22 protein-coding genes are annotated in these 21422 nt (G+C 64.2%); 12 read left to right on the forward strand and 10 right to left on the reverse strand.

Features of this window, described 5'->3' with window-relative positions:
- Nucleotides 1-22: 22 nt before the first annotated feature.
- The 3 genes from D1012_RS08430 (at nucleotide 23) to D1012_RS08440 (ending at nucleotide 2425) form a co-directional block, all read left to right on the forward strand.
- The gene (locus D1012_RS08430; RefSeq protein WP_118151012.1) at nucleotides 23-1030 is read left to right on the forward strand and encodes an ABC transporter permease; all 1008 of its coding nucleotides are present in this window, start codon (nucleotides 23-25) and stop codon (nucleotides 1028-1030) included.
- Nucleotides 1023-1943, forward strand: coding sequence for an ABC transporter permease (locus tag D1012_RS08435; protein WP_118151014.1), 921 nt, complete (start codon nucleotides 1023-1025; stop codon nucleotides 1941-1943). The genes D1012_RS08430 and D1012_RS08435 overlap by 8 nt, the downstream gene beginning before the upstream one ends.
- A gap of 119 nt (nucleotides 1944-2062) precedes the next feature.
- The gene (locus D1012_RS08440) at nucleotides 2063-2425 is read left to right on the forward strand and encodes an ArsR/SmtB family transcription factor (protein ID WP_435530910.1); all 363 of its coding nucleotides are present in this window, start codon (nucleotides 2063-2065) and stop codon (nucleotides 2423-2425) included.
- 27 nt (nucleotides 2426-2452) lie between these two features.
- On the opposite strand, the gene D1012_RS08445 is transcribed toward D1012_RS08440, so the two are convergent.
- Together D1012_RS08445 and D1012_RS08450 are read right to left on the reverse strand one after the other, a co-directional pair.
- Nucleotides 2453-3187 (reverse strand): SDR family oxidoreductase, encoded by a 735-nt coding sequence (locus D1012_RS08445; protein WP_118151016.1) that lies wholly within the window; start codon nucleotides 3185-3187, stop codon nucleotides 2453-2455.
- A gap of 69 nt (nucleotides 3188-3256) precedes the next feature.
- Nucleotides 3257-3526, reverse strand: a complete 270-nt coding sequence (locus tag D1012_RS08450) for an usg protein (RefSeq protein ID WP_118151018.1) — start codon at nucleotides 3524-3526, stop codon at nucleotides 3257-3259.
- Nucleotides 3527-3720: 194 nt separating this feature from the next.
- Here D1012_RS08450 and gyrA point away from each other — a divergent pair, with 194 nt between their 5' ends.
- From gyrA to gluQRS, 5 genes are read left to right on the forward strand one after another with little or no spacing between them, the layout of a single operon-like run.
- Entirely contained in the window at nucleotides 3721-6438 is a 2718-nt protein-coding gene (gene gyrA, locus D1012_RS08455) for a DNA gyrase subunit A (protein ID WP_118151021.1), read from the forward strand.
- Entirely contained in the window at nucleotides 6431-6730 is a 300-nt protein-coding gene (locus D1012_RS08460) for a hypothetical protein (RefSeq protein WP_118151023.1), read from the forward strand. Before gyrA ends, D1012_RS08460 begins: the two co-directional genes overlap by 8 nt.
- A 53-nt stretch (nucleotides 6731-6783) precedes the next feature.
- Complete coding sequence (locus D1012_RS08465; protein WP_118151025.1) at nucleotides 6784-7134, forward strand: DUF6614 family protein; 351 nt, start codon at nucleotides 6784-6786, stop codon at nucleotides 7132-7134.
- Nucleotides 7135-7187: 53 nt separating this feature from the next.
- Nucleotides 7188-8519, forward strand: a complete 1332-nt coding sequence (gene trmFO / locus D1012_RS08470; protein WP_118151027.1) for a methylenetetrahydrofolate--tRNA-(uracil(54)-C(5))-methyltransferase (FADH(2)-oxidizing) TrmFO — start codon at nucleotides 7188-7190, stop codon at nucleotides 8517-8519.
- Nucleotides 8507-9367, forward strand: coding sequence for a tRNA glutamyl-Q(34) synthetase GluQRS (gene gluQRS / locus D1012_RS08475; protein ID WP_118151029.1), 861 nt, complete (start codon nucleotides 8507-8509; stop codon nucleotides 9365-9367). The genes trmFO and gluQRS overlap by 13 nt, the downstream gene beginning before the upstream one ends.
- Before the next feature lie 64 nt (nucleotides 9368-9431).
- On the opposite strand, the gene D1012_RS08480 is transcribed toward gluQRS, so the two are convergent.
- The 5 genes from D1012_RS08480 to D1012_RS08500 all read right to left on the reverse strand — a co-directional run bounded on the left by D1012_RS08480 (nucleotide 9432) and on the right by D1012_RS08500 (nucleotide 15248).
- A complete protein-coding gene (locus D1012_RS08480) occupies nucleotides 9432-9980 on the reverse strand; it encodes a sarcosine oxidase subunit gamma (RefSeq protein WP_118151031.1) in 549 nt (182 codons plus the stop codon).
- The gene (locus D1012_RS08485; RefSeq protein WP_118151033.1) at nucleotides 9973-12978 is read right to left on the reverse strand and encodes a sarcosine oxidase subunit alpha family protein; all 3006 of its coding nucleotides are present in this window, start codon (nucleotides 12976-12978) and stop codon (nucleotides 9973-9975) included. Before D1012_RS08485 ends, D1012_RS08480 begins: the two co-directional genes overlap by 8 nt.
- Nucleotides 12979-13108: 130 nt before the next feature.
- Nucleotides 13109-13429, reverse strand: coding sequence for a sarcosine oxidase subunit delta (locus tag D1012_RS08490; protein WP_118151036.1), 321 nt, complete (start codon nucleotides 13427-13429; stop codon nucleotides 13109-13111).
- 78 nt (nucleotides 13430-13507) lie between these two features.
- Complete coding sequence (locus D1012_RS22640; RefSeq protein WP_158569270.1) at nucleotides 13508-13930, reverse strand: hypothetical protein; 423 nt, start codon at nucleotides 13928-13930, stop codon at nucleotides 13508-13510.
- Nucleotides 13931-14000: 70 nt separating this feature from the next.
- Complete coding sequence (locus tag D1012_RS08500; protein WP_118151040.1) at nucleotides 14001-15248, reverse strand: sarcosine oxidase subunit beta family protein; 1248 nt, start codon at nucleotides 15246-15248, stop codon at nucleotides 14001-14003.
- Between the two features lie 243 nt (nucleotides 15249-15491).
- On the opposite strand from D1012_RS08500, the gene ccmI reads away from it, so the two are divergent.
- From ccmI to D1012_RS08515, 3 genes are read left to right on the forward strand one after another with little or no spacing between them, the layout of a single operon-like run.
- Complete coding sequence (gene ccmI, locus D1012_RS08505) at nucleotides 15492-16712, forward strand: c-type cytochrome biogenesis protein CcmI (RefSeq protein WP_118151217.1); 1221 nt, start codon at nucleotides 15492-15494, stop codon at nucleotides 16710-16712.
- Nucleotides 16709-17194 (forward strand): Holliday junction resolvase RuvX, encoded by a 486-nt coding sequence (ruvX, locus tag D1012_RS08510; RefSeq protein ID WP_118151042.1) that lies wholly within the window; start codon nucleotides 16709-16711, stop codon nucleotides 17192-17194. The genes ccmI and ruvX overlap by 4 nt, the downstream gene beginning before the upstream one ends.
- Nucleotides 17191-17421, forward strand: a complete 231-nt coding sequence (locus D1012_RS08515) for a DUF1289 domain-containing protein (protein WP_118151044.1) — start codon at nucleotides 17191-17193, stop codon at nucleotides 17419-17421. The genes ruvX and D1012_RS08515 overlap by 4 nt, the downstream gene beginning before the upstream one ends.
- Nucleotides 17422-17562: 141 nt before the next feature.
- On the opposite strand, the gene D1012_RS08520 is transcribed toward D1012_RS08515, so the two are convergent.
- Together D1012_RS08520 and D1012_RS08525 are read right to left on the reverse strand one after the other, a co-directional pair.
- Nucleotides 17563-18294, reverse strand: a complete 732-nt coding sequence (locus D1012_RS08520) for a hypothetical protein (protein WP_118151046.1) — start codon at nucleotides 18292-18294, stop codon at nucleotides 17563-17565.
- On the reverse strand, nucleotides 18291-19109 hold the full coding sequence (locus D1012_RS08525; RefSeq protein WP_118151048.1) for a sulfite exporter TauE/SafE family protein: 819 nt from the start codon (nucleotides 19107-19109) through the stop codon (nucleotides 18291-18293). Before D1012_RS08525 ends, D1012_RS08520 begins: the two co-directional genes overlap by 4 nt.
- 141 nt (nucleotides 19110-19250) lie before the next feature.
- Here D1012_RS08525 and D1012_RS08530 point away from each other — a divergent pair, with 141 nt between their 5' ends.
- The gene (locus tag D1012_RS08530; protein ID WP_118151049.1) at nucleotides 19251-20438 is read left to right on the forward strand and encodes a multidrug effflux MFS transporter; all 1188 of its coding nucleotides are present in this window, start codon (nucleotides 19251-19253) and stop codon (nucleotides 20436-20438) included.
- Here the strand turns inward: D1012_RS08530 and dusA are convergent.
- Nucleotides 20420-21364 (reverse strand): tRNA dihydrouridine(20/20a) synthase DusA, encoded by a 945-nt coding sequence (dusA, locus tag D1012_RS08535; protein ID WP_233517064.1) that lies wholly within the window; start codon nucleotides 21362-21364, stop codon nucleotides 20420-20422. The genes D1012_RS08530 and dusA overlap by 19 nt on opposite strands.
- Nucleotides 21365-21422: the final 58 nt, after the last annotated feature.

The following is a 21422-nucleotide window of genomic DNA, read 5'->3' on the forward strand; positions in this document are numbered from 1 at the left end:
TGTTGACCCGAGGCGTTGCCCCATGCTCACCTTTACGATCCGTCGGTTGCTGATGGCCATCCCGACGCTTCTGTTCATCAGTCTGGTGATCTTTCTGCTGGTCGATTTCGCCCCCGGATCGCCGATGAGCCAGATCCCCCTGACCGTCCCGCCCGAAGTCCGGCTGAAGATCATCGAGGCCATGGGCGCGAATGACCCGCTGTTCGTGCGCTATCTGCTCTGGCTCAAGCAATTCTTCTGGGTCGAGCCTCTGGTGCTGTTCGACACCCTGTTCGGCACCAGTCATGCGCATGGCATGCAGCGCATTGTCAGCTGGCAGTCGCGCAGCCCGGTAATGGACATCATCTGGCAGCGCCTGCCGCAGACGCTGTCGGTCGTGGGTTCTGCCTATGTGATCGGGGTGCTGATCGCGCTGCCGATCGGGATCTATTCCGCTTACCGGCAATATTCCTGGTTTGACCAGCTAGGCACCTTCATTGCCATGATCGGCTTTTCGGTGCCGACCTTCTTTACCGGCGTCGTGCTGATCCTGGTGTTTTCGGTCAATCTGGGCTGGTTCCCGTCGATCTATGACACCAGCCTGCGGGTTACGGACTGGGAGAGTTTTCTCAAACAGGTCAAGCAGATGGCGATGCCGGTGGCGGTGCTGGCACTGTATAACGCGGCGCAGATCAGCCGCTACATGCGCTCGTCCATGCTGGACAATCTGGCGCAGGATTATGTCCGCACCGCCCGCGCCAAGGGCATGGCCGAACGGGTGGTGGTGCTCAAGCATGTGCTGCGCAACTCGCTGATCCCGGTGGTGACCGTGATCGCACTTGGCATTCCGACCATCTTTGGCGGCGCCATCATCACCGAACAGGTGTTCAAGGTGAACGGGCTTGGCGCGCTGTTGATCAACGCCATCCACGGCTCTGACCTGCCGATGGTGCAGACCCTGACCTTCATCTTCGCGGTGCTCATCGTGATGTTCAACCTGATCGCCGACGTGCTCTATGGCATGCTCGACCCGAGGATCCGCTATGACTGATATCAGCCACATCGAAAAACCCCGCAGCCAATGGGCGGATGTCTGGTCGCAGTTCAAGACCCACAAGGGCGCGGTGGCGGGCCTGACGGTGTTTGTGACGCTGATCCTGTTTGTCACAATCGGCCCGTTCATCTGGACCGTGGACCCGACCTATATCAACCCCAACGCCGCCGAGATGATCCGCACCCGCAACAAGCCGCCCAGCTGGCAGTTTCCGCTGGGCACCGATCAGCTGGGCCGCGACATGCTGGCCCGGATGATGAAGGGCGGACAGGTCTCGATCGCCGTCGGTCTGGTGGCGATGGCGATCTCGATCCTGCTGGGCACGCTGGTCGGCGTTATGGCTGGCTATTTCAAACGGCTTGACGGCCCGCTGATGCGGCTGACAGACCTGTTCCTCGCCCTGCCGCTTCTGCCCTTGCTGCTGGTCATGGTCATGCTGTTCCGCGATCCACTGGCCCGCGCCATGGGGCCAGAGGCCGGCACCTTCCTGCTGATCGTCTTTGCCATCGGCGTCACCAGCTGGATGCAGGCCGCCCGCATCGTGCGCGGCGATGTGCTGGCGCTGAAAGAGCGTGAATTCGTGCTGGCCGCCCGGTCCATCGGCACGCCCTCGCGCCGGATGATCCTGCGCCATATCCTGCCCAATGTGGTCAGCCCGATCATGGTATCGGCCACGCTTGGCATCGCGAGCGCCATCATCACCGAAAGCGCCTTGTCCTTCCTGGGCCTCGGCTTTCCGCCTGATTTCCCGACCTGGGGGCGGCTTTTGTTCGACGGGGTGGATTACATCCAGCAGTACCCCGAGCGGGTCATGTGGCCTGGCATCGCCATTTCGCTGACCGTGCTGTCGGTGAATTACATCGGCGATGGTCTGCGCGATGCGCTTGACCCGCGGATCAGGGGGCGCTGACGCGACAAACCGCCTGTCTGGCTTGATGTCGCCGGGCACGCCCTTGTTTCGCGCCGGTCACCTGCATTACATATCGGTCAACGCATCTCATGCAGGACCAAGCGATGTCTCTCGACCGGATGACAGATCAGAGCGACGCCCCCCGCTCCGCGCAGGATGCGCAGCGGGGCGATGCCCTGCCACCTTCTGCGATGGAGGTGCAGGCCGCGACCGCCGCCAGCTTTCTCAAGGCACTCAGCCACGAAGGACGGCTGATGATCCTGTGCCACCTCTCCACCGGGGAAAAGACCGTGACAGAGCTGGAACACCTGCTCGACAGTCGGCAAGCCGCCGTCAGCCAGCAACTGTCGCGACTGCGGCTTGACGGTCTGGTGTCCTGTCGGCGTGAGGGCAAGGCGATCCATTATGCGATCCATGACCCAAAGGTCAGCCGCACCATCGCGCTGATGTATGAGATGTTCTGCAAGCCGGGTCAGGACTGAAACAACCCTGAGCCCGGCGCAGAGGGCTCAGCCGCGCCCCAGATAGGGCATGTCGCGCGCCATGATGGTCATGAATGGCACATTCACATCCAGCGGCAGGTTCGCCATGTGCAGCACCGCCTCGGCCACATGTACCACCGGCATCAACGGCTCGGGCCGCATCTCGCCGCTGGCTTGCGGCATGCCCGATGAAAACCCGGCCGTCATCTCGCTGGCGGCGTTACCGATGTCGATCTGCCCGCAGGCAATGTCAAACCGCCGCCCGTCCACCGCTAGCGTCTTGGTCAGCCCGCTGACCGCATGTTTCGACATGGTATAGGGCGCGGAACCGGGACGCGGACGATCAGCGCTGATTGAGCCGTTGTTGATGATCCGCCCGCCCTGCGGGCTTTGCCGCCGCATCAGGCCAAAGGCCGCGCGGGCGCACAGAAACATGCCGGTGATGTTCACATTCGACAGCGCCAGCCAATCCGCCACCGCAATCTCGTCAATCGGTTTGCCGGGCAGCGACATGCCCGCGTTGTTGAACAAAACGTCCAGTCGCCCGAATTTAGCCTCCACCTGCGCAAAGCCTGCATCGACCTGCGCCGGATCGGTCACATCGGTCGGCAGGATCAGCGCTTCATGCGTGCCCGCGGTCTCGCGCAAAGCGTCTTCACGCCGCCCGACCAGTGCCACCTGCCAGCCTGCCGCGATAAACCCGCTCGCCGTGGCCCGTCCGATGCCGGACCCCGCCCCGGTGATCAGAATGCTGCGCTGCATGATGGTCCCTCCCTCTTATCAAGGGGGAAAGCTTAGCGGTCGTTCCGCCCGGAGGCCAGACCGGGCGGCCTAATGCAGCCGGAATTCCCCCACCACATTGCGCCATTCATTCGGGCCGATCAGCCGTTTATGGCTGAAGCGCACCGAATGCAGCGGCCCTTCGATCTTTTCCTGCCAGTATTCGATGAACTTGAACAGTCGCGGATAGTCGGGCGCAAGATCATAGTCCTGCCAGACAAAGGTATTGAGAACATTGCGATAATCCGGCATGCGATAGACCATTTCCGCCGTGGTCAGGCCATAGCCTTTCAGCATCAGTTCGGTTTCAGATCTTTCCATATGAGTCTCCTGTTCGGCCTCCCCCAGAAAGAATCATGCCAAAGACAGATTAAAAATCAATGATTTCAATTTGTTGTCACTGCCCCTCGCTGGCTGCCAAATCCCCCGGCGGGGCGGCATTGCACCCCATCCCTTGCTTGGTGTAAGGTTGCCGCAACAAGATATAGCCCCCCCGCAAGGAAGGCACCGAGCACATGAGCGACACGCCCGAAGATACTGATACCAAAGACGAAATGCCGCAAAAGCCGGTTCATTCCGGCCCGCAGATCGACATCAGTGCCGAGATGAAGACCGCCTATCTGGATTACGCGATGAGCGTGATCGTCAGCCGGGCGATCCCTGATCTGCGCGACGGGCTTAAACCCGTGCACCGCCGCATTCTTTTCGCGATGAGTGAATCGGGCAACAGCCACGACAAGCCTTACCGCAAATCGGCCCGTCCGGTGGGCGACACCATGGGGAAATACCACCCCCACGGCGACTCGGCGATCTATGACGCGCTGGTGCGGATGGCGCAGCCGTTTTCGATGTCTTTGAAGCTGTTGGACGGTCAGGGCAACTTTGGCTCGATGGACGGCGATTCTGCGGCGGCGATGCGTTATACCGAAGTGCGGATGGACAAGCCGTCTGCCTTCCTGCTGGCAGATATCGACAAGGAAACCGTTGATTTCCAGGACAACTACGATGGCAAAGACCGCGAACCCACGGTCCTTCCCGCCCGGTTCCCCAACATGCTGGTCAATGGCGCGGGCGGTATCGCTGTCGGCATGGCCACCAACATTCCGCCGCACAACCTTGGCGAGGTCATCGACGGCACGCTGGCGCTGATCGACAACCCCGATCTGTCGTCCGAGGCGCTGATGGAAATCATCCCCGCCCCCGATTTCCCCACCGGCGCCACGATCCTTGGCCGCGCCGGCGCGCGCAAAGCCTATCTCGAAGGCCGCGGCAGCGTGATCATCCGCTCGAAAACCCATATCGAGGAAATCCGCAAAGACCGCTACGCCATCATCATTGATGAGGTGCCGTATCAGGTCAACAAGGCCTCGATGATCGAGAAAATCGCCGAACTGGTGCGCGACAAGCGGATCGAAGGCATTTCTGCCGTGGCCGACGAATCTGACCGCATCGGCATCCGCGTGGTGATTGAACTCAAGCGCGATGCAACGCCCGATGTGGTGCTGAACCAGCTGTTCCGCTTTACGCCGATGCAGACCTCGTTCGGCTGCAACATGCTGGCGCTGAACGGCGGCCGCCCCGAACAGCTGACGCTGCGCGATTTCCTCAGCCATTTCATTACCTTCCGCGAAGAAGTTGTAGCGCGCCGCACCGCGTTTGAACTGCGCAAAGCGCGCGAGCGCAGCCATATCCTGTGTGGTCTGGCCGTCGCCGTGTCCAATGTGGATGAGGTCGTCCGCACCATCCGCGCCTCGGCCGACGCGGCGGAAGCGCGCGAAAAGCTGATGACGCGCCGCTGGCCCGCCGCCGATATCGCGCCCTATATCCTGCTGATCGACGACCCAAGCCACACCATGAATGACGACGGCACCTATAACCTGTCCGAGGTTCAGGCCCGTGCCATTCTGGAACTGCGTCTGCAACGCCTGACCGCCATCGGCGTCAAGGAAGTGACGGACGAGCTGGAAGAACTGGCCCGCAAGATCAAGGAATACCTGGAGATTCTGGGCTCGCGTGAGCGGATCATGGCGATCATCTCGGACGAGCTGCGCGAGGTGAAACAGCTGTTCGCCGTGCCGCGCCGCACCGAAATCGTCGACTGGGCCGGCGATATGGAAGACGAAGACCTGATCGAGCGCGAAGACATGGTCGTGACGATCACCTCCGGCGGCTACATCAAGCGCACACCGCTGGCCGAATTCCGCCAGCAGAACCGTGGTGGCAAGGGCCTGTCGTCGATGGCGACCAAAGAAGACGATGTGGTGACGACACTTTTCGTTGCCAATACCCACACCTGGCTGTTGTTCTTCACCACCGATGGCATGGTCTACAAGCTGAAAACCTGGCGTCTGCCGCTGGCGGGTCGCACCGCCAAGGGCAAGGCCATCGTCAACATCCTGCCGATCCAGCCCCGCGTATCGATCGCCGCCCTGATGCCGGTCGATGTGCCCGAAGATGAATGGGCCACCTTGCAGATCGTCTTTGCCACCAGCGATGGCGATGTGCGGCAGAACGATCTGTCGGACTTCACCAACGTCAAACGCAACGGCAAGATCGCGATGAACCTGCCCGAAGGCGTGTTGCTGGTAAACGCGGCCATCGCCGATGAAAATGACGATGTGATGCTGGTCACGGCCCTTGGCCGCGCGATCCGGTTTTCCACCACCGACATCCGCGTGTTCAAATCACGCGGATCGACCGGCGTGCGCGGCATCCGTCTGGCGACGGACGACAAAGTGGTGTCGATGGCGATCATCCGCCACTTCGAGGCCACGCCAGAAGAGCGCGAAGCCTACCTCAAGCAACGCCGCCTGATGGCGGGCGCTGTCGAAGACGAGGCCGAGGCGGATGACGAGGAAGAAACCGTGCAAGCGGGCCAGCTGTCGCCCGAACGCTACGCCGAAATGTCGGCGCTTGAAGACCTGATCCTGACCATCACCGCAGGCGGCGCGGGCAAGCTGTCGTCCAGCCACGGCTATCCTGTGCGCGGACGCGGCGGCATGGGCGTGATGGCGATGGACAAGGCGATGCGCGGTGGCCGGCTGGTCGCCTCATTCCCGGTCGATCCGTCGGATCAGATCATGCTGGCCACCTCCACCGGGCAGTCGATCCGGGTGCCGGTCGATCAGATCAGCTTCCGCTCGCGCTCCGCTGGCGGCGTGCGGGTGTTCAACGTCGGCAAGGACGAGGTGGTGGTCTCGGTCGCCCGCGTCGCCGAACAGGGCGATGAGTGAGCTTGAGGACCGGTTGGCGGCACTTGCCGTCACCGGTCAGACCATCACTTACGGCGCTTTGGCCCGCGATCTGGGCTGGCGCATGGGGCAGCTGACCGCCGCGCTGGAAGCGCTGATGGAACAAGACGCGCGCACGGGGGCCCCCTTGCGCGCGTCGCTGTGTGAGGCGCGGCTTGGCAACGGCCTGCCCGCGCGGGGTTTTTTCGACACCGCGGCAGCGCTGGGGTTTGATGTCTCCGACCCCGCCGCTTTCGTGGCCGAGCAGCGGCGCAGACTTTCTGATCCCGGTTAAGACCTTGGAAATGATCCCCGGCCTATCCTTCAAGTCAAAGGGAGACGGCACGGATGAACCTGTATCACTGCATGATCGAATTGCGGCAAGACAGCCGCGCGCTGGCCTTTGCCAAGGCCACCGATGGCTGGATGAGCTATCTCAAGGGTCAGGGCCTGATCACCGGCTGGCGGCTGATGCGGCGCAAATTCGGCCTCGCCTCGGGCGCGCATCCCGATTTCCTGCTGGAGATCGAGGTGCCGGGCATGGCCGCGCTGGATGATGCCTTTGCCGCACTCGCCGCCGCGGATGATGAGGCAAGCCGCCGCTATGACCTGATGCATCAGCTGATCGCACGGGTCGATACCGGCCTCTATCGCCCCTACCCCGATAGCAGCCAACGCGAACGCATCGCTCTGGTCTGACCCGGCCAAAGCGATGGCTTGAAAGCGACAGGGCGGCGGGATATCTCCACCGCATGAGCAAAACACTTCACATCATCGGCGGCGGCATGGCCGGGTCAGAAGCGGCATGGCAAGCCGCCCATCAGGGCGTGCAGGTCGTCATCCATGAGATGCGCCCGCAGGTCGGCACCTTCGCCCATCGCACCGGACATCTGGCCGAAATGGTCTGCTCCAACTCCTTCCGCTCCGATGACCACGAAAGCAATGCCGTGGGGCTCTTGCATTGGGAAATGCGCGCGGCAGGCGGGCTGATCATGGAACAGGCCGCCGTCCATCGCCTGCCCGCAGGCGGCGCGCTGGCGGTGGACCGTGATCCCTTTGCCGAAAGCGTGACCGCCCGGATCAAGGCGCATCCGCTGATTTCCGTCTCTTATGAGGAAATCACCGAACTGCCCGACGATGGTCACTGGATCATCGCCACCGGCCCGCTGACCTCTGGCGCGCTGGCCGAAAGCATCCGCGCGGCCACCGGGGCCGAGGCGCTGGCGTTTTTCGATGCCATCGCCCCCATCGTCTATGCTGAGAGCGTCGATATGTCGGTGGCCTGGATGCAGTCGCGCTATGACAAGGGCGAAACGGCCGAGGAACAGACCGCCTATATCAACTGCCCGCTCACGCGCGAGCAATATGAAGATTTCATCGACGCGCTGCTGGCGGCGGAAAAGACCGAGTTCAAAGAAGGCGAGACGGCGGGCTATTTCGACGGCTGCCTGCCGATCGAGGTCATGGCCGAACGTGGCCGCGAAACCCTGCGCTTTGGCCCGATGAAGCCGGTTGGTCTGACCAACCCGCATCAGCCCGATGTCAAAGCCTATGCCGTGGTGCAGCTGCGCCGCGACAACAAGCTGGGCACGCTGTTCAACATGGTCGGCTTTCAGACCAAGATGAAATACGGCGCGCAAACCGATGTGTTCAAACGGATTCCCGGCCTGACCAATGCCAGCTTTGCGCGGCTGGGTGGTATCCACCGGAACACCTTCATCAACTCCCCCACGCTTCTGGACAATCAGATGCGGCTGAAATCGCACCCGCATATCCGCTTTGCCGGGCAGATCACCGGGGTCGAGGGCTATGTCGAAAGCGCCGCCATGGGGCTTTTGGCTGGCCGCATGGCCGCCGCCGAGATCAAGGGCGAAACCCTTCTGCCGCCGCCACCGGAAACCGCCACCGGCGCGCTGATCACCCATATCACCGGCGGGGCCGAGGCAAAGACCTTTCAGCCGATGAACGTCAACTTCGGCCTGTTCCCCCCGATCAACGCAAAAGGCGGGCGGCGTGGGCGAAAAGACCGCTACAAGGCCTATACCGACCGGGCCAAAGACGCCTTTACGGCATGGCTCGGTTGACGCGACCCGCGTCGGGGGCATTCGTAACCCGTTTCGCGCCCTCGCCCACCGGCCCGCTGCATCTGGGCCATGCCTATTCCGCAATTCTCGCGCATGACATGGCGCGGGCGGCACAGGGCCGGTTCCTGCTGCGGATGGAAGACACCGACACCGAACGCAGCAAATACACCTATGAGGCGCAGATCCTGGATGATCTGTCCTGGCTCGGCCTGACATGGGACGGGCCGGTACACCGCCAGTCTGATCATATCGCCGAGTACACTGCGCGGCTGGAGCCGCTGGCCGCGCGCGGGCTTTTGTACCCCTGCTCCTGCACACGGTCCGACATCCGCGCCGCCCTTGCCGCCCCGCAAGAGGGCACCATCCACCCGCACTATCCCGGCACCTGTCGCGGGCGCGCGATGGCAACCCGCCAGCCCGGCGATGCGCTGCGCCTTGACCTCGCCGCCGCCCTCGCCCTTGCCCCCGACCTCAGCTTTACCGAGACCGGCGCGGCCCATGCCGGCCAGCACCGCATTGACCCTGCCGACGCCACCCGTCGCATCGGCGATGTGGTGCTGTCGCGCAAGGGCGAGGATATCGTGGCCTATTTCCTTGCCTCGGCGCTGGATGATGCCGACCATGGCGTCACCCATGTGATCCGGGGCGAGGATCTGTTCGATTTCACCCCGGTTCAGGTGATCCTGCAGCATCTGCTGGGCCTGCCGACCCCAACCTATCACCACCACCGCCTGATCCGCGATGATCAGGGCAAGCGGCTGGCCAAACGCGACGATGCCCGCGCCCTGTCAAAATACCGCGCCGAAGGGGCCACACCGCAGGACATCCGCCGCATGGTCAGTCGCTGACCCATTTTCTGTCTGAAAATATCCTCGGGGGGTCTGGGGGGCAGACAGCCCCCCAGTGCACCGTCTAGAGCTCAGACCCCGGCCGGGCCGATACGCTCAACAACCCCATCACATACCCCGCCACCGACCGGAAGCAGACCAGCGTGAAGCCGCCGTCGTCGGCCCAGAACGCGGCAGCCACCTGTGCGGCGCGGCTGCGGCGCAGCTCGCCCGGCTCCAGCTGGTCGAAATCCACTGGCGACAGCTTGCGCAGCACCTGATCGGCCTTTGCGCCCTCGATCCGGAACACGGCGCGGGCGTCTGACACATCGACTGCCAGATGGTGCTGGCCCTGCAACGCCCCGGCAATGCTGGCCAAAGCCGCTGCCACATCGGCGTAAGGCAACACCAGCAACAGCTCATCCGGGCTCATCCAGCCCACCGCCCGCGTGCCCTGCCGCACGATCCGCCGCACCTCAGGCAGGCCGCAGCCGGTGGCGGCCAGCACCGCCGCCTCCAGCCCCGGCGTACCCGCCTTGGCGCGCAGGGTGATCATGCCAAGCGGCCCGATCTCGCGCACCGCGGCAAAACCGTCATAGCTTGCGCCCGAAAGCGCGCTGACCGGATCAGACATTCTGCTTCTCCCCGTCCTTGTCATAGAACACCGGGTTCACCACCCGAGCCTGGGTCTCGCCGCCGTTCATTTTGGTAAATGTCACCACCTCGCCCATCCGCTGCGGGCCGTGCCGCAGCAGGCCCATGGCAATGCCGCGCCCCAAAGTCGGCGACTGGTAGGTGGAGGTCACCCGCCCCTGCACGCGGCGCTGGCCATTGGCGTTCACCCCATGCTCGGGGATATAGGCGCCATCCTCAACCACCGACCCGTCCAGCGTCTCGAACCCCACCAGTTTCCAGCGGTCGGGGTTGGCAAGGAAGGTGCGTTCCTGCCCGCGCTTGCCCAGATAATCGGCCTTCTTTTTGCTGATCGCCCAGTCCAGCCCCAGATCCTGCGGGATGATGGTGCCGTCGGTTTCATCGCCGATCATGATAAAGCCCTTTTCGGCCCGCATCACATGCAGCGCCTCGGTGCCATAGGGCATCGCGCCAAACGCCGCCCCGGCCTGATGCAGAAGCGTCCAGAAGGCCGCGCCATGGCTGGCGGGCACCGCAATTTCATAAGACAGCTCGCCCGAAAAACTGATCCGGTACACCCGGCACGGGAACCCGCCCAAGGTGCCATCGGCCCATTGCATGAACGGCAGCGCCTCTTTTGACACGTCCATGCCGCCAAGCGATTCCAACACCTTGCGGGCATTCGGCCCGACCACCGCGACCTGCGCATATTGCTCGGTCACATTGGCGGTATAGACCTGCCAGTCCCACCACTCGCATTGCAGCCAGTCTTCCATCCAGGCATGGATGCGGTCGGCCCCGCCGGAAGTGGTGTGGCACAGCCAGGTGTCGGCGTCGATCCGCGCTACCACACCGTCGTCGGACAGAAAGCCCTGCTCGTTGCACATCAGACCATAGCGGCATTTGCCGATCGGCAGGTTGCTCATGACGTTGGTGTAAAGCATGTCGAGGAAGCGCCCGGCATCGGGCCCTTTGACGATGATCTTGCCAAGCGTGGAAGCGTCAAGCAAACCAAGGGCTTCGCGGGTGTTCTTCACCTCACGGTGCACCGCTTGCTCTGCGGTCTCGCCGGGGCGTTGGAAGCAATAGGGCCTGCGCCAATGGCCGACGGGTTCAAAGTACGCCCCGTTCTGCTGATGCCAGTCGTGCATCGGCGTCTTGCGCAGCGGCTGGAAAATCTCGCCCCGTGCTTCGCCTGCCAAAGCGCCCAAGGGCACCGGGGTATAGGGCGGGCGGAAGGTTGTCGTGCCGACCTGCGGGATCGCCGCGTTCAGACTGTCGGCAAGGACCGCCAGACCGTTGATATTGCTCAGCTTGCCCTGATCGGTCGCCATGCCGAGCGTGGTATAGCGCTTGGTATGCTCAACCGATTCATAGCCCTCGCGCGCGGCGAGCTGCACGTCAGACACCTTCACATCGTTCTGGAAATCCAGCCACATCTTTGAGCGCAGGGCAATCGACGCCCCTTGCGGCATGATCCAGACCGGCTCCAGCGGTGCCTCTGCCGGCACGTCATGAACCGGAGCCTGCGCCTTTTTGGCTTTCAAGCCGAGCGCTTGCAGCGCGATCCTCACCTGAGCATCCGCATCCGCCACTGCATCCCGCAAGGCGCCATTGGCGGCACCTGCGGCCATCACCATGGCCGATCCGTCTTCATGCAGCGGCGGGCGGGCCGGGTCGGGGCGGAACATCGCGCCCGCCTCATCCCAGATCAGCTTGCCGCCGCAATGGCTCCACAGATGGACCACCGGCGACCAGCCGCCCGACATCGCCACCGCGTCGCAGGGCAGCGTGGTGCTGGCTGCGCCCTCACCCGCCTGCAGGCAGATCTCCACCGCCTCCACCCGCTTGCCGCCCTTGACCCGCGCAATGGCGCGCCCGGTTTCCACCCGGATGCCAAGCGCGCGCGCGCGTTCGGGCAAGGCACCATTGGCGATACTGCGGGCGTCGATCACCGCCGCCACCTCCAGCCCCGCCTGATGCAGCGCAATCGCAGTGCGGTAAGCATCATCGTTGTTGGTCACAACCACCGTACGGTCGCCGGGCGACACCGCCCAGTTCACCGCATAATCGCGCACTGCCCCGGCCAGCATCACGCCGGGAATGTCATTGCCGGCAAAGGACAACGGCCGCTCGATCGCGCCGGTTGCCGCGATGATCTTGCCCACCCGCATCCGCCACAGCCGATGCTTTGGCCGCCCGTCGCCGGGGGTGTGGTCAGCGAGCTTTTCGTCCAAGAGCACATAACCATGGTCATAAGACCCCGCCGCCATGCAGCGCAGGCGCAGCGTTACCTGATCCATCGCCGCCAGTTCGGTCACGGCGGCCTCGATCCAGACCTCTGCCGCCATGCCGTCGATCACATCGCCATCCACCGGCGCGCGCCCGCCCCAATGCGCGGTCTGCTCGATCAGCCAGACCCGCGCGCCCGCACGGCCCGCGACCAGTGCGGCCTGCAAACCGGCGACACCGCCGCCCACGATCAAGAGATCGCAAAACCCGTAAGCTTGCTCATACCGGTCCGCATCACGGTCTTTTGGCGCCGAGCCAAGGCCTGCCGAGTGCCGGATGATCGGTTCAAACACATGTTTCCACGCCGCGCGCGGGTGGATGAAGGTCTTGTAATAGAACCCACCCGGCAAAAACCGCGCGGCATAATTGTTCAGCACACCGACATCGTATTCCAGCGATGGCCAATGGTTCTGGCTCCGCGCTTCCAGCCCGTCGAACAATTCTGTGGTCGTGGTGCGCTGGTTCGGCTCCAGCCGTGTACCCTGCCCCAGATTGACCAGCGCATTCGGCTCTTCGGCCCCGCTGGCGACGATGCCGCGCGGGCGGTGGTATTTGAAACTGCGCCCGACCAGCATCTGATCATTGGCGAGCAGCGCCGAGGCAAGGGTATCGCCGGCACAGCCGCGCAACCGCTTGCCGTTAAAGGTAAACTCTACCGAAGCAGAGCGGTCGATCAACCGACCACCGGTTTTCAGGCGGGTGCTCATGGGGTGGTCCTTTTGCGGAAGGTCTTGATGCAGGCGTCAGCGCCCCCCCACCCCAGCCCTCCCCCACAGGGGGGGAGGGAGGCGCAGGCAGAGCCACAGGCGCGCAAGGCGGCAGGCGTTGCAGGCCCGCTCATGTCAGGGTCCAGTCCGGGCGGCGGGCCCTGATCTTGTCAACAATATCGGCGGGTGGTTCAGCGGTCTGCGCCGGATAAGTCCCGAACACCTCCAGCGTGGCAGTGCAGCGCGCGGCCAGAAACCATTTGCCACAGCCATAAGCATGCCGCCAGCGTTCGAAATGCACGCCCTTGGGGTTCTTGCGGGCGAACATATACGCCTCGAAGTCATCATCATCAGACCCCGGCCCGAACCGCTTCAGATGCGCCTCGCCCCCTGGGGTGAGTTCGGTTTCCTCGGCGCGCACGCCGCAATAGGGGCAGTCCAGGATCAGCATATGGCACCTGTAGACATGAATGAGGCGGGCGCCGTAAAGCGCCCGCCTTGCAAGGACAGAGAGAGAGGGGAAAAGGTGTTAGTTGGCCGGTGCCGGAGCAACGGGATCGGCCGGAGCCGGTGCGGCAGGTTCAACGGGAGCCGGGTCTGCCGGAGCAGGGGCGACAGGATCGGCGGGAGCCGGTGCGATCGGATCGCTGGGCGCCGTGCCATCCGGGACAGGGCTGACCGGACCACCCTCAGGCGCGGTTGCCGGGGCTTCGATGGTGACGTTGTTGCCGGTTGTTGGCTGGTTTGCCGGGGTGCCGTTGCCCGACATGAGCCAGGCCACGATACCAACCGCAATGACAGCCCCACCCAGCAGATACACAAACCAGTTGGTTGATCTGGTTTCGTGAATGTGGGTTGTGCTGGTGTTGGTGGAATGGGGCGGAACGTTGGGCGGAGTCGTGCTGGTGGTGGTGTAGGTCGGGTTCTTTGGTGGAATGTGCGGGTCGGCCATGACTGGTCCTCCATGCAATACGTGATTGCAGGACAAACCCGGCGCACCGCCGTTTGGTTCCCGGAAAACATCAATGCGCCACCCCGGCTGCCACCGACTCGTCGATGAACCGGCCTTCACGGAAGCGCCACATGTCAAATTCCGCCGCCAGCGGCCCCGGCTCGCCGCGCGCCATCAGATCGGCCATCGCCCAGCCGGAACCGGGAATGGCCTTGAACCCGCCGGTGCCCCAGCCGCAGTTGATAAAGCAGTTCCCCAGCGGGGTTTTGGAGATGATGGGCGAGCGGTCGCCGGTCATATCCACGATCCCGCCCCATTGCCGCAGCATCTTGAGCCTTGAAATCATGGGGAAAGTTTCGACCAACGCCCGCAGCGTTTCCTCGATATGGTGGAAAGATCCGCGCTGGGTATAGTTGTTGAACCCGTCCGTGCCGCCGCCGATCACCATCTCGCCCTTGTCGGACTGGCTCATGTAGCCATGCACCGTATTGGCCATCACCACCACATCCATGCAGGGCTTGATCGGCTCTGACACCAGCGCCTGCAGCGCCAGCGACTCCACCGGCAGGCGGAAACCCGCCATCTCGGCCACCTGCCCCGAATGGCCTGCCACCACAATGCCCAGCTTGCGGGTGCCGATATAGCCCTTGGTCGTCTCTACCCCCGTCACCTGCCCGTTTTCAGTCCGAACCCCGGTGACCTCGCACTGCTGAATGATGTCCATTCCCATGTCGGAACAGGCCCGCGCATAGCCCCAGGCCACGGCATCATGCCGCGCCGTACCGCCGCGCGCCTGATACAGCGCACCCAGAATCGGATAGCGCGGCCCGTCGATATTGATGATCGGCACCAGATCCTTCACCCGTTCCGGCGTGATCCATTCGGTCACCACACCTTGCAGGTTGTTGGCATGTACCGTGCGCAGATAGCCGCGCACCTCATGATGGGTTTGCGCCAGCATCAACAGCCCGCGCGGGCTGAACATGATGTTATAGTTCAGTTCCTGTGACAGCGTTTCATACAGGCTGCGCGCCTTTTCATAGATCGCCGCCGACGGGTCTTGCAGATAGTTCGACCGGATGATCGTGGTGTTGCGCCCGGTGTTGCCGCCGCCCAGCCACCCCTTTTCGATGATTGCGACATTGCGGATGCCATGGTTCTTGCCAAGGTAATAGGCCGTGGCCAGCCCGTGCCCGCCCGCCCCGATGATCACTGCGTCATAGGACGCTTTCGGCACCGGCGATTTCCACGCGCGTTCCCACCCCTGATGGTGGTTCATGGCCTCACGGGCGATGGCAAAGACCGAATAGCGCTTCATCTGACCTGTCTCCGGGCTGCCGCGTCTGTCTGACGCTCTTACTGAACCCATAGCGCGCTTGCGCCGCAGCCCCAAGCGGCACAACAGGGAAATTTACGACATCGCTACCGATTGCACCGCGCCCTGCTGTCGCAGGGCAAGACAGGGCCGACTGGGGCCAGATCAGCCTGCGGCCAATTCCCGCCTTTTGTCGGCGGCGCACAGGCCTTACATGGGGGGATCTGGGCAAACGAGGGCGTGACGATGGGAGTGTGGGGATTCTGGGCAGCAGCGGCGCTGCTGGTCGTGGGCATCGGGGCCACGCTGTTGCGCGCCATGACACGCGCACGCAGCGAAGAGCGTGCTCCGGGCAGCTTTGACCTTGCCGTCTACCGCGACCAGCTGACCGAGATCGAGCGCGACATCGCCCGTGGCACCATCCCGGCGGATGAAGGCGCGCGCCTGCGCACCGAGATCCAGCGCCGGTTGCTGGATGCCGACCGCAGCGCGCGCGCGACTGTGCCCCACAGTGAAAGTCGTGCCGGACGGGGCTACGCCATGCTGATCATGGCCACCCTGCTGGCCGGTGTGGCGGGTTACTGGCATCTGGGTGCGCCGGGCTACCCTGACCTGCCATTGGCCGACCGCTTTGCCCTGTCGGAACAGATCCGTACCGATCGTCCGTCGCAAGCCGAAGCTCTGGCGCAGACCCCCGCCGCCCCCGCACGCGAAGACATCGACCCGTCGTTCCTTGAGCTGATGGGGAAATTGCGGCAGGCGGTGCAGGACCGCCCCGACGATCTGCGCGGGCTGGAACTGCTGGCCCGCAATGAGGCGGCGATGGGCAATCTGGTGGCGGCCACAGCCGCGCAACAGGCCATCGTGATACTCAAAGGCGATACCGCCACCGCCGAAGATCACGCCGCCCATGCCGAGCTGCTGATCATGTCCGCCGGCGGCTATGTCTCGCCCGAGGCGGAACAGGCTCTGGTCCGCGCGCTGGAGGCAGACCCGCGCAATGGTACAGCGCGCTATTATACCGGCACGATGTTTGCGCAGATCGGCCGGTTTGACCGCACCTTTACCCTGTGGAACCGCCTGCTGACCGAAAGCCCGCCCGATGCCCCCTGGGTTGCGCCGATCCGCAGCCAGATCCCCGACATCGCCGCCCGCGCCGGGGTCAACTTCACCCTGCCCCCGGTCGCCCCCGGCCCTACCGCTGGCGACATTGCCGCCGCCGAAGACATGAGCCCCGAAGACCGTCAGGCGATGATCGAGGGCATGGTGGACCAACTCGGCGCCCGTCTGGCCGCAGAGGGGGGGCCTGCCGAAGACTGGGCGCGGCTGATTACATCCCTCGCCCGGATCGGTCGTCAGGATCAGGCCCGCGCAATTTATGCCGAGGCGCAGACCCGCTTTGCCGGTCGCACCGTAGAGCTGTCTGGCCTGCGTCAGGCCGCAGTCGAGGCTGGGGTCGCAGAATGATCCTGCCTGACATTGCCGCTTTCGTTGCCACCCTGCCCCGCTCGGGCGGCATCGCCGGGCTTGATCTGGGCGACAAGACCATCGGCGTCGCTCTGTCCGATCTGCGTCGCATGGTCGCCACGCCGGTCGAGGTGATCCGGCGTGAGAAATTCACGCTGGATGCCACCCGCCTCCTGACCCTGCTCACCGCGCGCGGGGCCACGGGCATCATCCTTGGCCTGCCGCTGAACATGGACGGATCAGAGGGCCCGCGCGTGCAATCCACCCGCGCCTTTGCCCGCAATCTGGAAAAGCTGACCCCGCTGCCGATCACCTTCTGGGATGAGCGTCTGTCCACCGTTGCCGCCGAACGCGCGCTGCTGGAGGCGGATACGTCGCGAAAGGGTCGCAAAGAGGTGATCGACAAGGTCGCGGCCAGTTATATCCTGCAAGGAGCGCTGGATCGCATGGCGTATATGGCAGCAAGGCAGGATGATCCGTGAGTGACGAGATCTGGAAACGCGACGAGATCGACTCGCCTTGCGTCAAACTCTGCGTGGTCCACCCCGAGGCCCGGCTCTGCATTGGCTGCCTGCGCAGCATCGACGAGATCACGATGTGGTCACGCATGCCCCCGGAAACCCGCCGCACGATCATGGCTGAGCTGCCCGCCCGCGCTCCCTTGATCGCCAAACGCCGAGGCGGTCGCGCCGCCCGCCTGCAAGGCTGAGCACGGGCGGACATCGCGGCCGCTCCGCGGGGAGTATTTCAAAAGCAGCAATCCGAAGGCACTCTGCTGGCATTGCTGCTTGCCAAATACTCCCGCCGGAGGCTCCTCCGATACCGCCAGCGCAGCTTTCGGCGAACAGACCTACGGTGCCGCGACCCAGTCGGCCACGCTGGCCAGCATCGGGCGGACATAGGCGATGATCCGGTCCCCCTGCTCCGTGCCTTGCCAGGGGGCAACGCCATGCAGGGTCAGCCGGTGCAGCAGCGTGGCCTCCCCCACCGCGGCGGGCAGTTCTCTGCGTGGGCAGGTCCGGAACACCTCGGTACGGGCGGCCTGATAGGCATCGGTCACGTCGATGTCGCCCCAGTGTTCCGGCGGGTGTGCGCGCAAGGCGGCGCGCAGCGCTTGCGCCATGATCCGGTGACTGCCTTCCCACACCACCAGCGGTGCCGCGCGGATGTCGGTCAGCGGCAGGCCCAGAATCCACGCATGCGGCTCGCGGATCATCCGGCGACGGTCGGGGCCGACCGGCAGCAGCCCGTCCAGATGGGCAGCGTCGCGGGTCTGGCGAAAGCGAAAGGCGCTGGCCGACTCCTCCGGCGACGGTTGCGGATAGCCGGGGCGGATCACCGAAAGCTGCGCGCGGTGCAGTGGCAGCGGCGTCAGCGGCAGCGCTGCCCAAGGGAACGCCGCGCCCGCAACCGTGCCATCCGGGCCATTCGGCAGCGCATCGACGCCGACAAACCATGTCCCGCCACAGCGCCAAGGCTCAGCACTGTCCGCAATCGCCCGCGCGGCAACCGGCAGCGCCGCGCGCGCCCAGGCGGCAATCGCCGGATCTGGCCCGATCCTGTGCCAGCCCGGGTCGCTCAATAGCCAAGCACCTTGCGCAGCATGTTCAGCGCGACCAGCGTGATGAACACCGCAAACACCCGTTTCAGCGGCTTGGGGTCCATCGCATGCGCGAGCTTTACCCCCCAAGGCGTTGAAATCATTGTCATTGCAAAGATCAGCGCAAAGGCCGGCAGATTGACCGCGCCCAAAGTATAGGGCGGCGCGCCCGTCACCGGCAGGAACAGGAACACCAGCACCGAAGGCACCGCGATCGTCATGCCAAAACCCGAAGCGGTGGCGACGGCGCGGTGGATTGGCGTGTTATACAGGCTCATCAGCGGCACGCCAAAGCTGCCGCCGCCAATCCCCATCAGCACCGACAAGAACCCGATCATGCTGCCAAACCCCGCGCGCTTTGCGCCCTTTGGCATCTCGGCCCCCAGCCGCCAGTCTGAGCGGCCAAAGGCCATGTACAGCCCGACCACAATGCCCAACCCGCCAAAGATCGCCTGCAAGGTCACCGATTTCAGCGCCGAGGCGGTGAACACGCCGATCACCGCCCCCACGCCGATGTAAGGGGCCCAGCTGCGCAAAATCTCCCAGTCCACCGCGCCGCGTTTGTGATGCGCCATGACCGAACGCGCCGAGGTTACCACGATGGTCGCAAGCGAAGTGGCCAGACAGACCTGCATCAGCTGAGGCCCGGCAAATCCCAGATAGCCAAAGGCATAGAAAAACGCCGGCACCAGCACGATGCCGCCCCCGACTCCCAGCAGCCCGGCGATGACGCCCGCAAACAGGCCGATCACAGCCAGCAGACCGATCATCGGCAAAAGAAGGCTCAGGTCTGGCATGGGCGGCTCCTGTGGCAACCGTGCAGGGTGCGTGTGCAGCCGTCATAGCGCTCTGCCTTGGCGGGGGCCAGTGCAGGGTTACTCCGGCCGCGCAAAAGGTGTAGTCCTGTCACACCATTCCCCGGATGCGAGTCGTTCCCCATGTCTTCTTCGTTGTTGCGCCCCGCGCTTGTGCTGGGGCTGTTGTCCTGCGTTGGTCCCTTTGCCATCGACATGTATCTGCCCGCGATGCCCGAGATCGGGGCCGATCTGGGCACCAGTGTTGCGGCGATGCAGGGCACGATCACCGCGTATTTTCTGGCCTTTGGCGTGGCGCAGCTGTTTTACGGGCCCTGGGCCGATCAGGCCGGGCGCAAGGCTCCGCTGTATGCCGGGCTGGCGGTGTTTCTGCTGGGCACGCTGATCTGTGCGCTGGCCCCGACGATTGGCTGGCTGACCGCCGGGCGGTTTGTGCAGGGTCTGGGCGGTGCGGCCGTGATGGTGGTGCCGCGCGCCATCATCCGCGACATGGCCACCGGGCATCAGGCCACACGGCTGATGGCAGCGATCATGCTGGTGATCTCGGTCTCGCCGATGCTGGCCCCGCTGGCGGGGGCCGGGGTGCTGGCCATCGCCGACTGGCGCTGGATCTTTGGCGTGCTGGCCATCGCCGCGTTCCTGTCGCTCTTGATGATCCGCTTTGTGCTGGCCGAAACATTGCCGCAGACCCAGCGCCAGCGGTTTGACATGGCCGATACCCTGCGCGGCGCAAAGCGGCTGCTCAGTGACCGCAGCTTCATGGCGCTGACCTTTCTGGGCGGCTTTGCCATGGCGAGCTTTTTTGTCTTCATCGCCTCCGGCCCGTTTGTCTATACGCAAGCCTTTGGCCTGTCGCCGACTGGATTTTCGCTGGCCTTTGCGGTCAATGCGATCGGGTTTTTCTCGGCCTCGCAACTCGCCGCCGGCTTTGGTCAGCGCTTTGGCGCGACGCGGGTGGTCAGGGTGGCGGTGCTGGGGTTCTTTGCCAGTACGGTCTGTCTGGCGCTGATCGGCGCGATGGGATTCGCCACTCTCGCAGTGGTGATGGCCGGGCTGTTCATCGCCAATGCCTTCCTCGGGCTGGTTATCCCCACGGTGATGGTGCTGGCGCTGGAGGATCATGGCGATATCGCGGGTCTGGCGTCATCGCTCGGTGGTACGCTGCAGATGCTGGCGGGGGGCGTAATGATCGCGGTGACAGCACCTTTCTTTGACGGCACCGCCCTGCCGATGCTGGCCGCAATTGCGGTCTGTGGCACCATGGCACTTGCCCTGTCGCGGCTGGTCCGGGGTCAGGCGGCGGTCGCCTGAACCTGCGACAAAGCGTGGTCCAGCAGGTCGAGCCCCGCGCCCTCGCGCGTGGCGCCTTCGGACAGCACCCGTCGCCAGCCACGCGCGCCGGGGCGGCCGGTGAACAGACCCAGCATGTGCCGGGTGATCTGGTGCAGCCGCCCGCCCGCCGCCAGATGCGCGGCGATATAGGGCTTCATGTCCAACACCACCTGATGCGCATCGGGTGCATACTCACTGCCCCAGAGCGCATCAGCCCCGATCAGGGTGGCCGCCGGGTCGTGATAAGCGGCGCGGCCGATCATCACCCCGTCAAGCCCCTGATCCAGCAGCTGTTTCGCCTGTGCCAAGGTGGAGATCCCGCCATTGATGCAAATGGTCAGCTCGGGGAAGCGCCGTTTCATCTCCAGTACCAGCGGATAATCCAGCGGCGGGATCTCGCGGTTTTCCTTGGGCGACAGCCCCTGCAGCCACGCCTTGCGGGCGTGGATCACGAAATGGCCCACCCCGGCCTTTGCGACGGTCTCGATGAACGCGGGCAGCACCTGCTCCGGGATCTGGTCATCGACCCCGATCCGGCATTTCACCGTCACCGGCACCGCAGACTCGGCGATCATCGCTGCCACACAGTCGGCCACCAGCGCCGGACGCTCCATCAGCACCGCGCCGAAACAGCCCGATTGCACCCGGTCTGACGGGCAGCCGACGTTCAGGTTGATCTCGTCATAGCCCCAGCCTTGCGCAATCCGCACCGCCTGCGCCAGATCGCGCGGGTCCGAGCCACCCAGCTGCAACGCCACCGGATGCTCCACGGCGCTGAAATCCAGCAGCTTCGGACGCGGCCCGTGCAGGATCGCCGGAGCCGTCACCATCTCGGTATACAGCATCGCGCGCTGCGTCATCATGCGGTGAAAGACGCGGCAATGGCGGTCCGTCCAATCCATCATCGGTGCAACGGACAAGCGGTGAGCCTTGTATTCCTTGGCTTTTTCCACGCCTTCAATC

This window comes from Pseudotabrizicola alkalilacus, from assembly GCF_003443995.1.
GTDB lineage: Bacteria > Pseudomonadota > Alphaproteobacteria > Rhodobacterales > Rhodobacteraceae > Pseudotabrizicola > Pseudotabrizicola alkalilacus.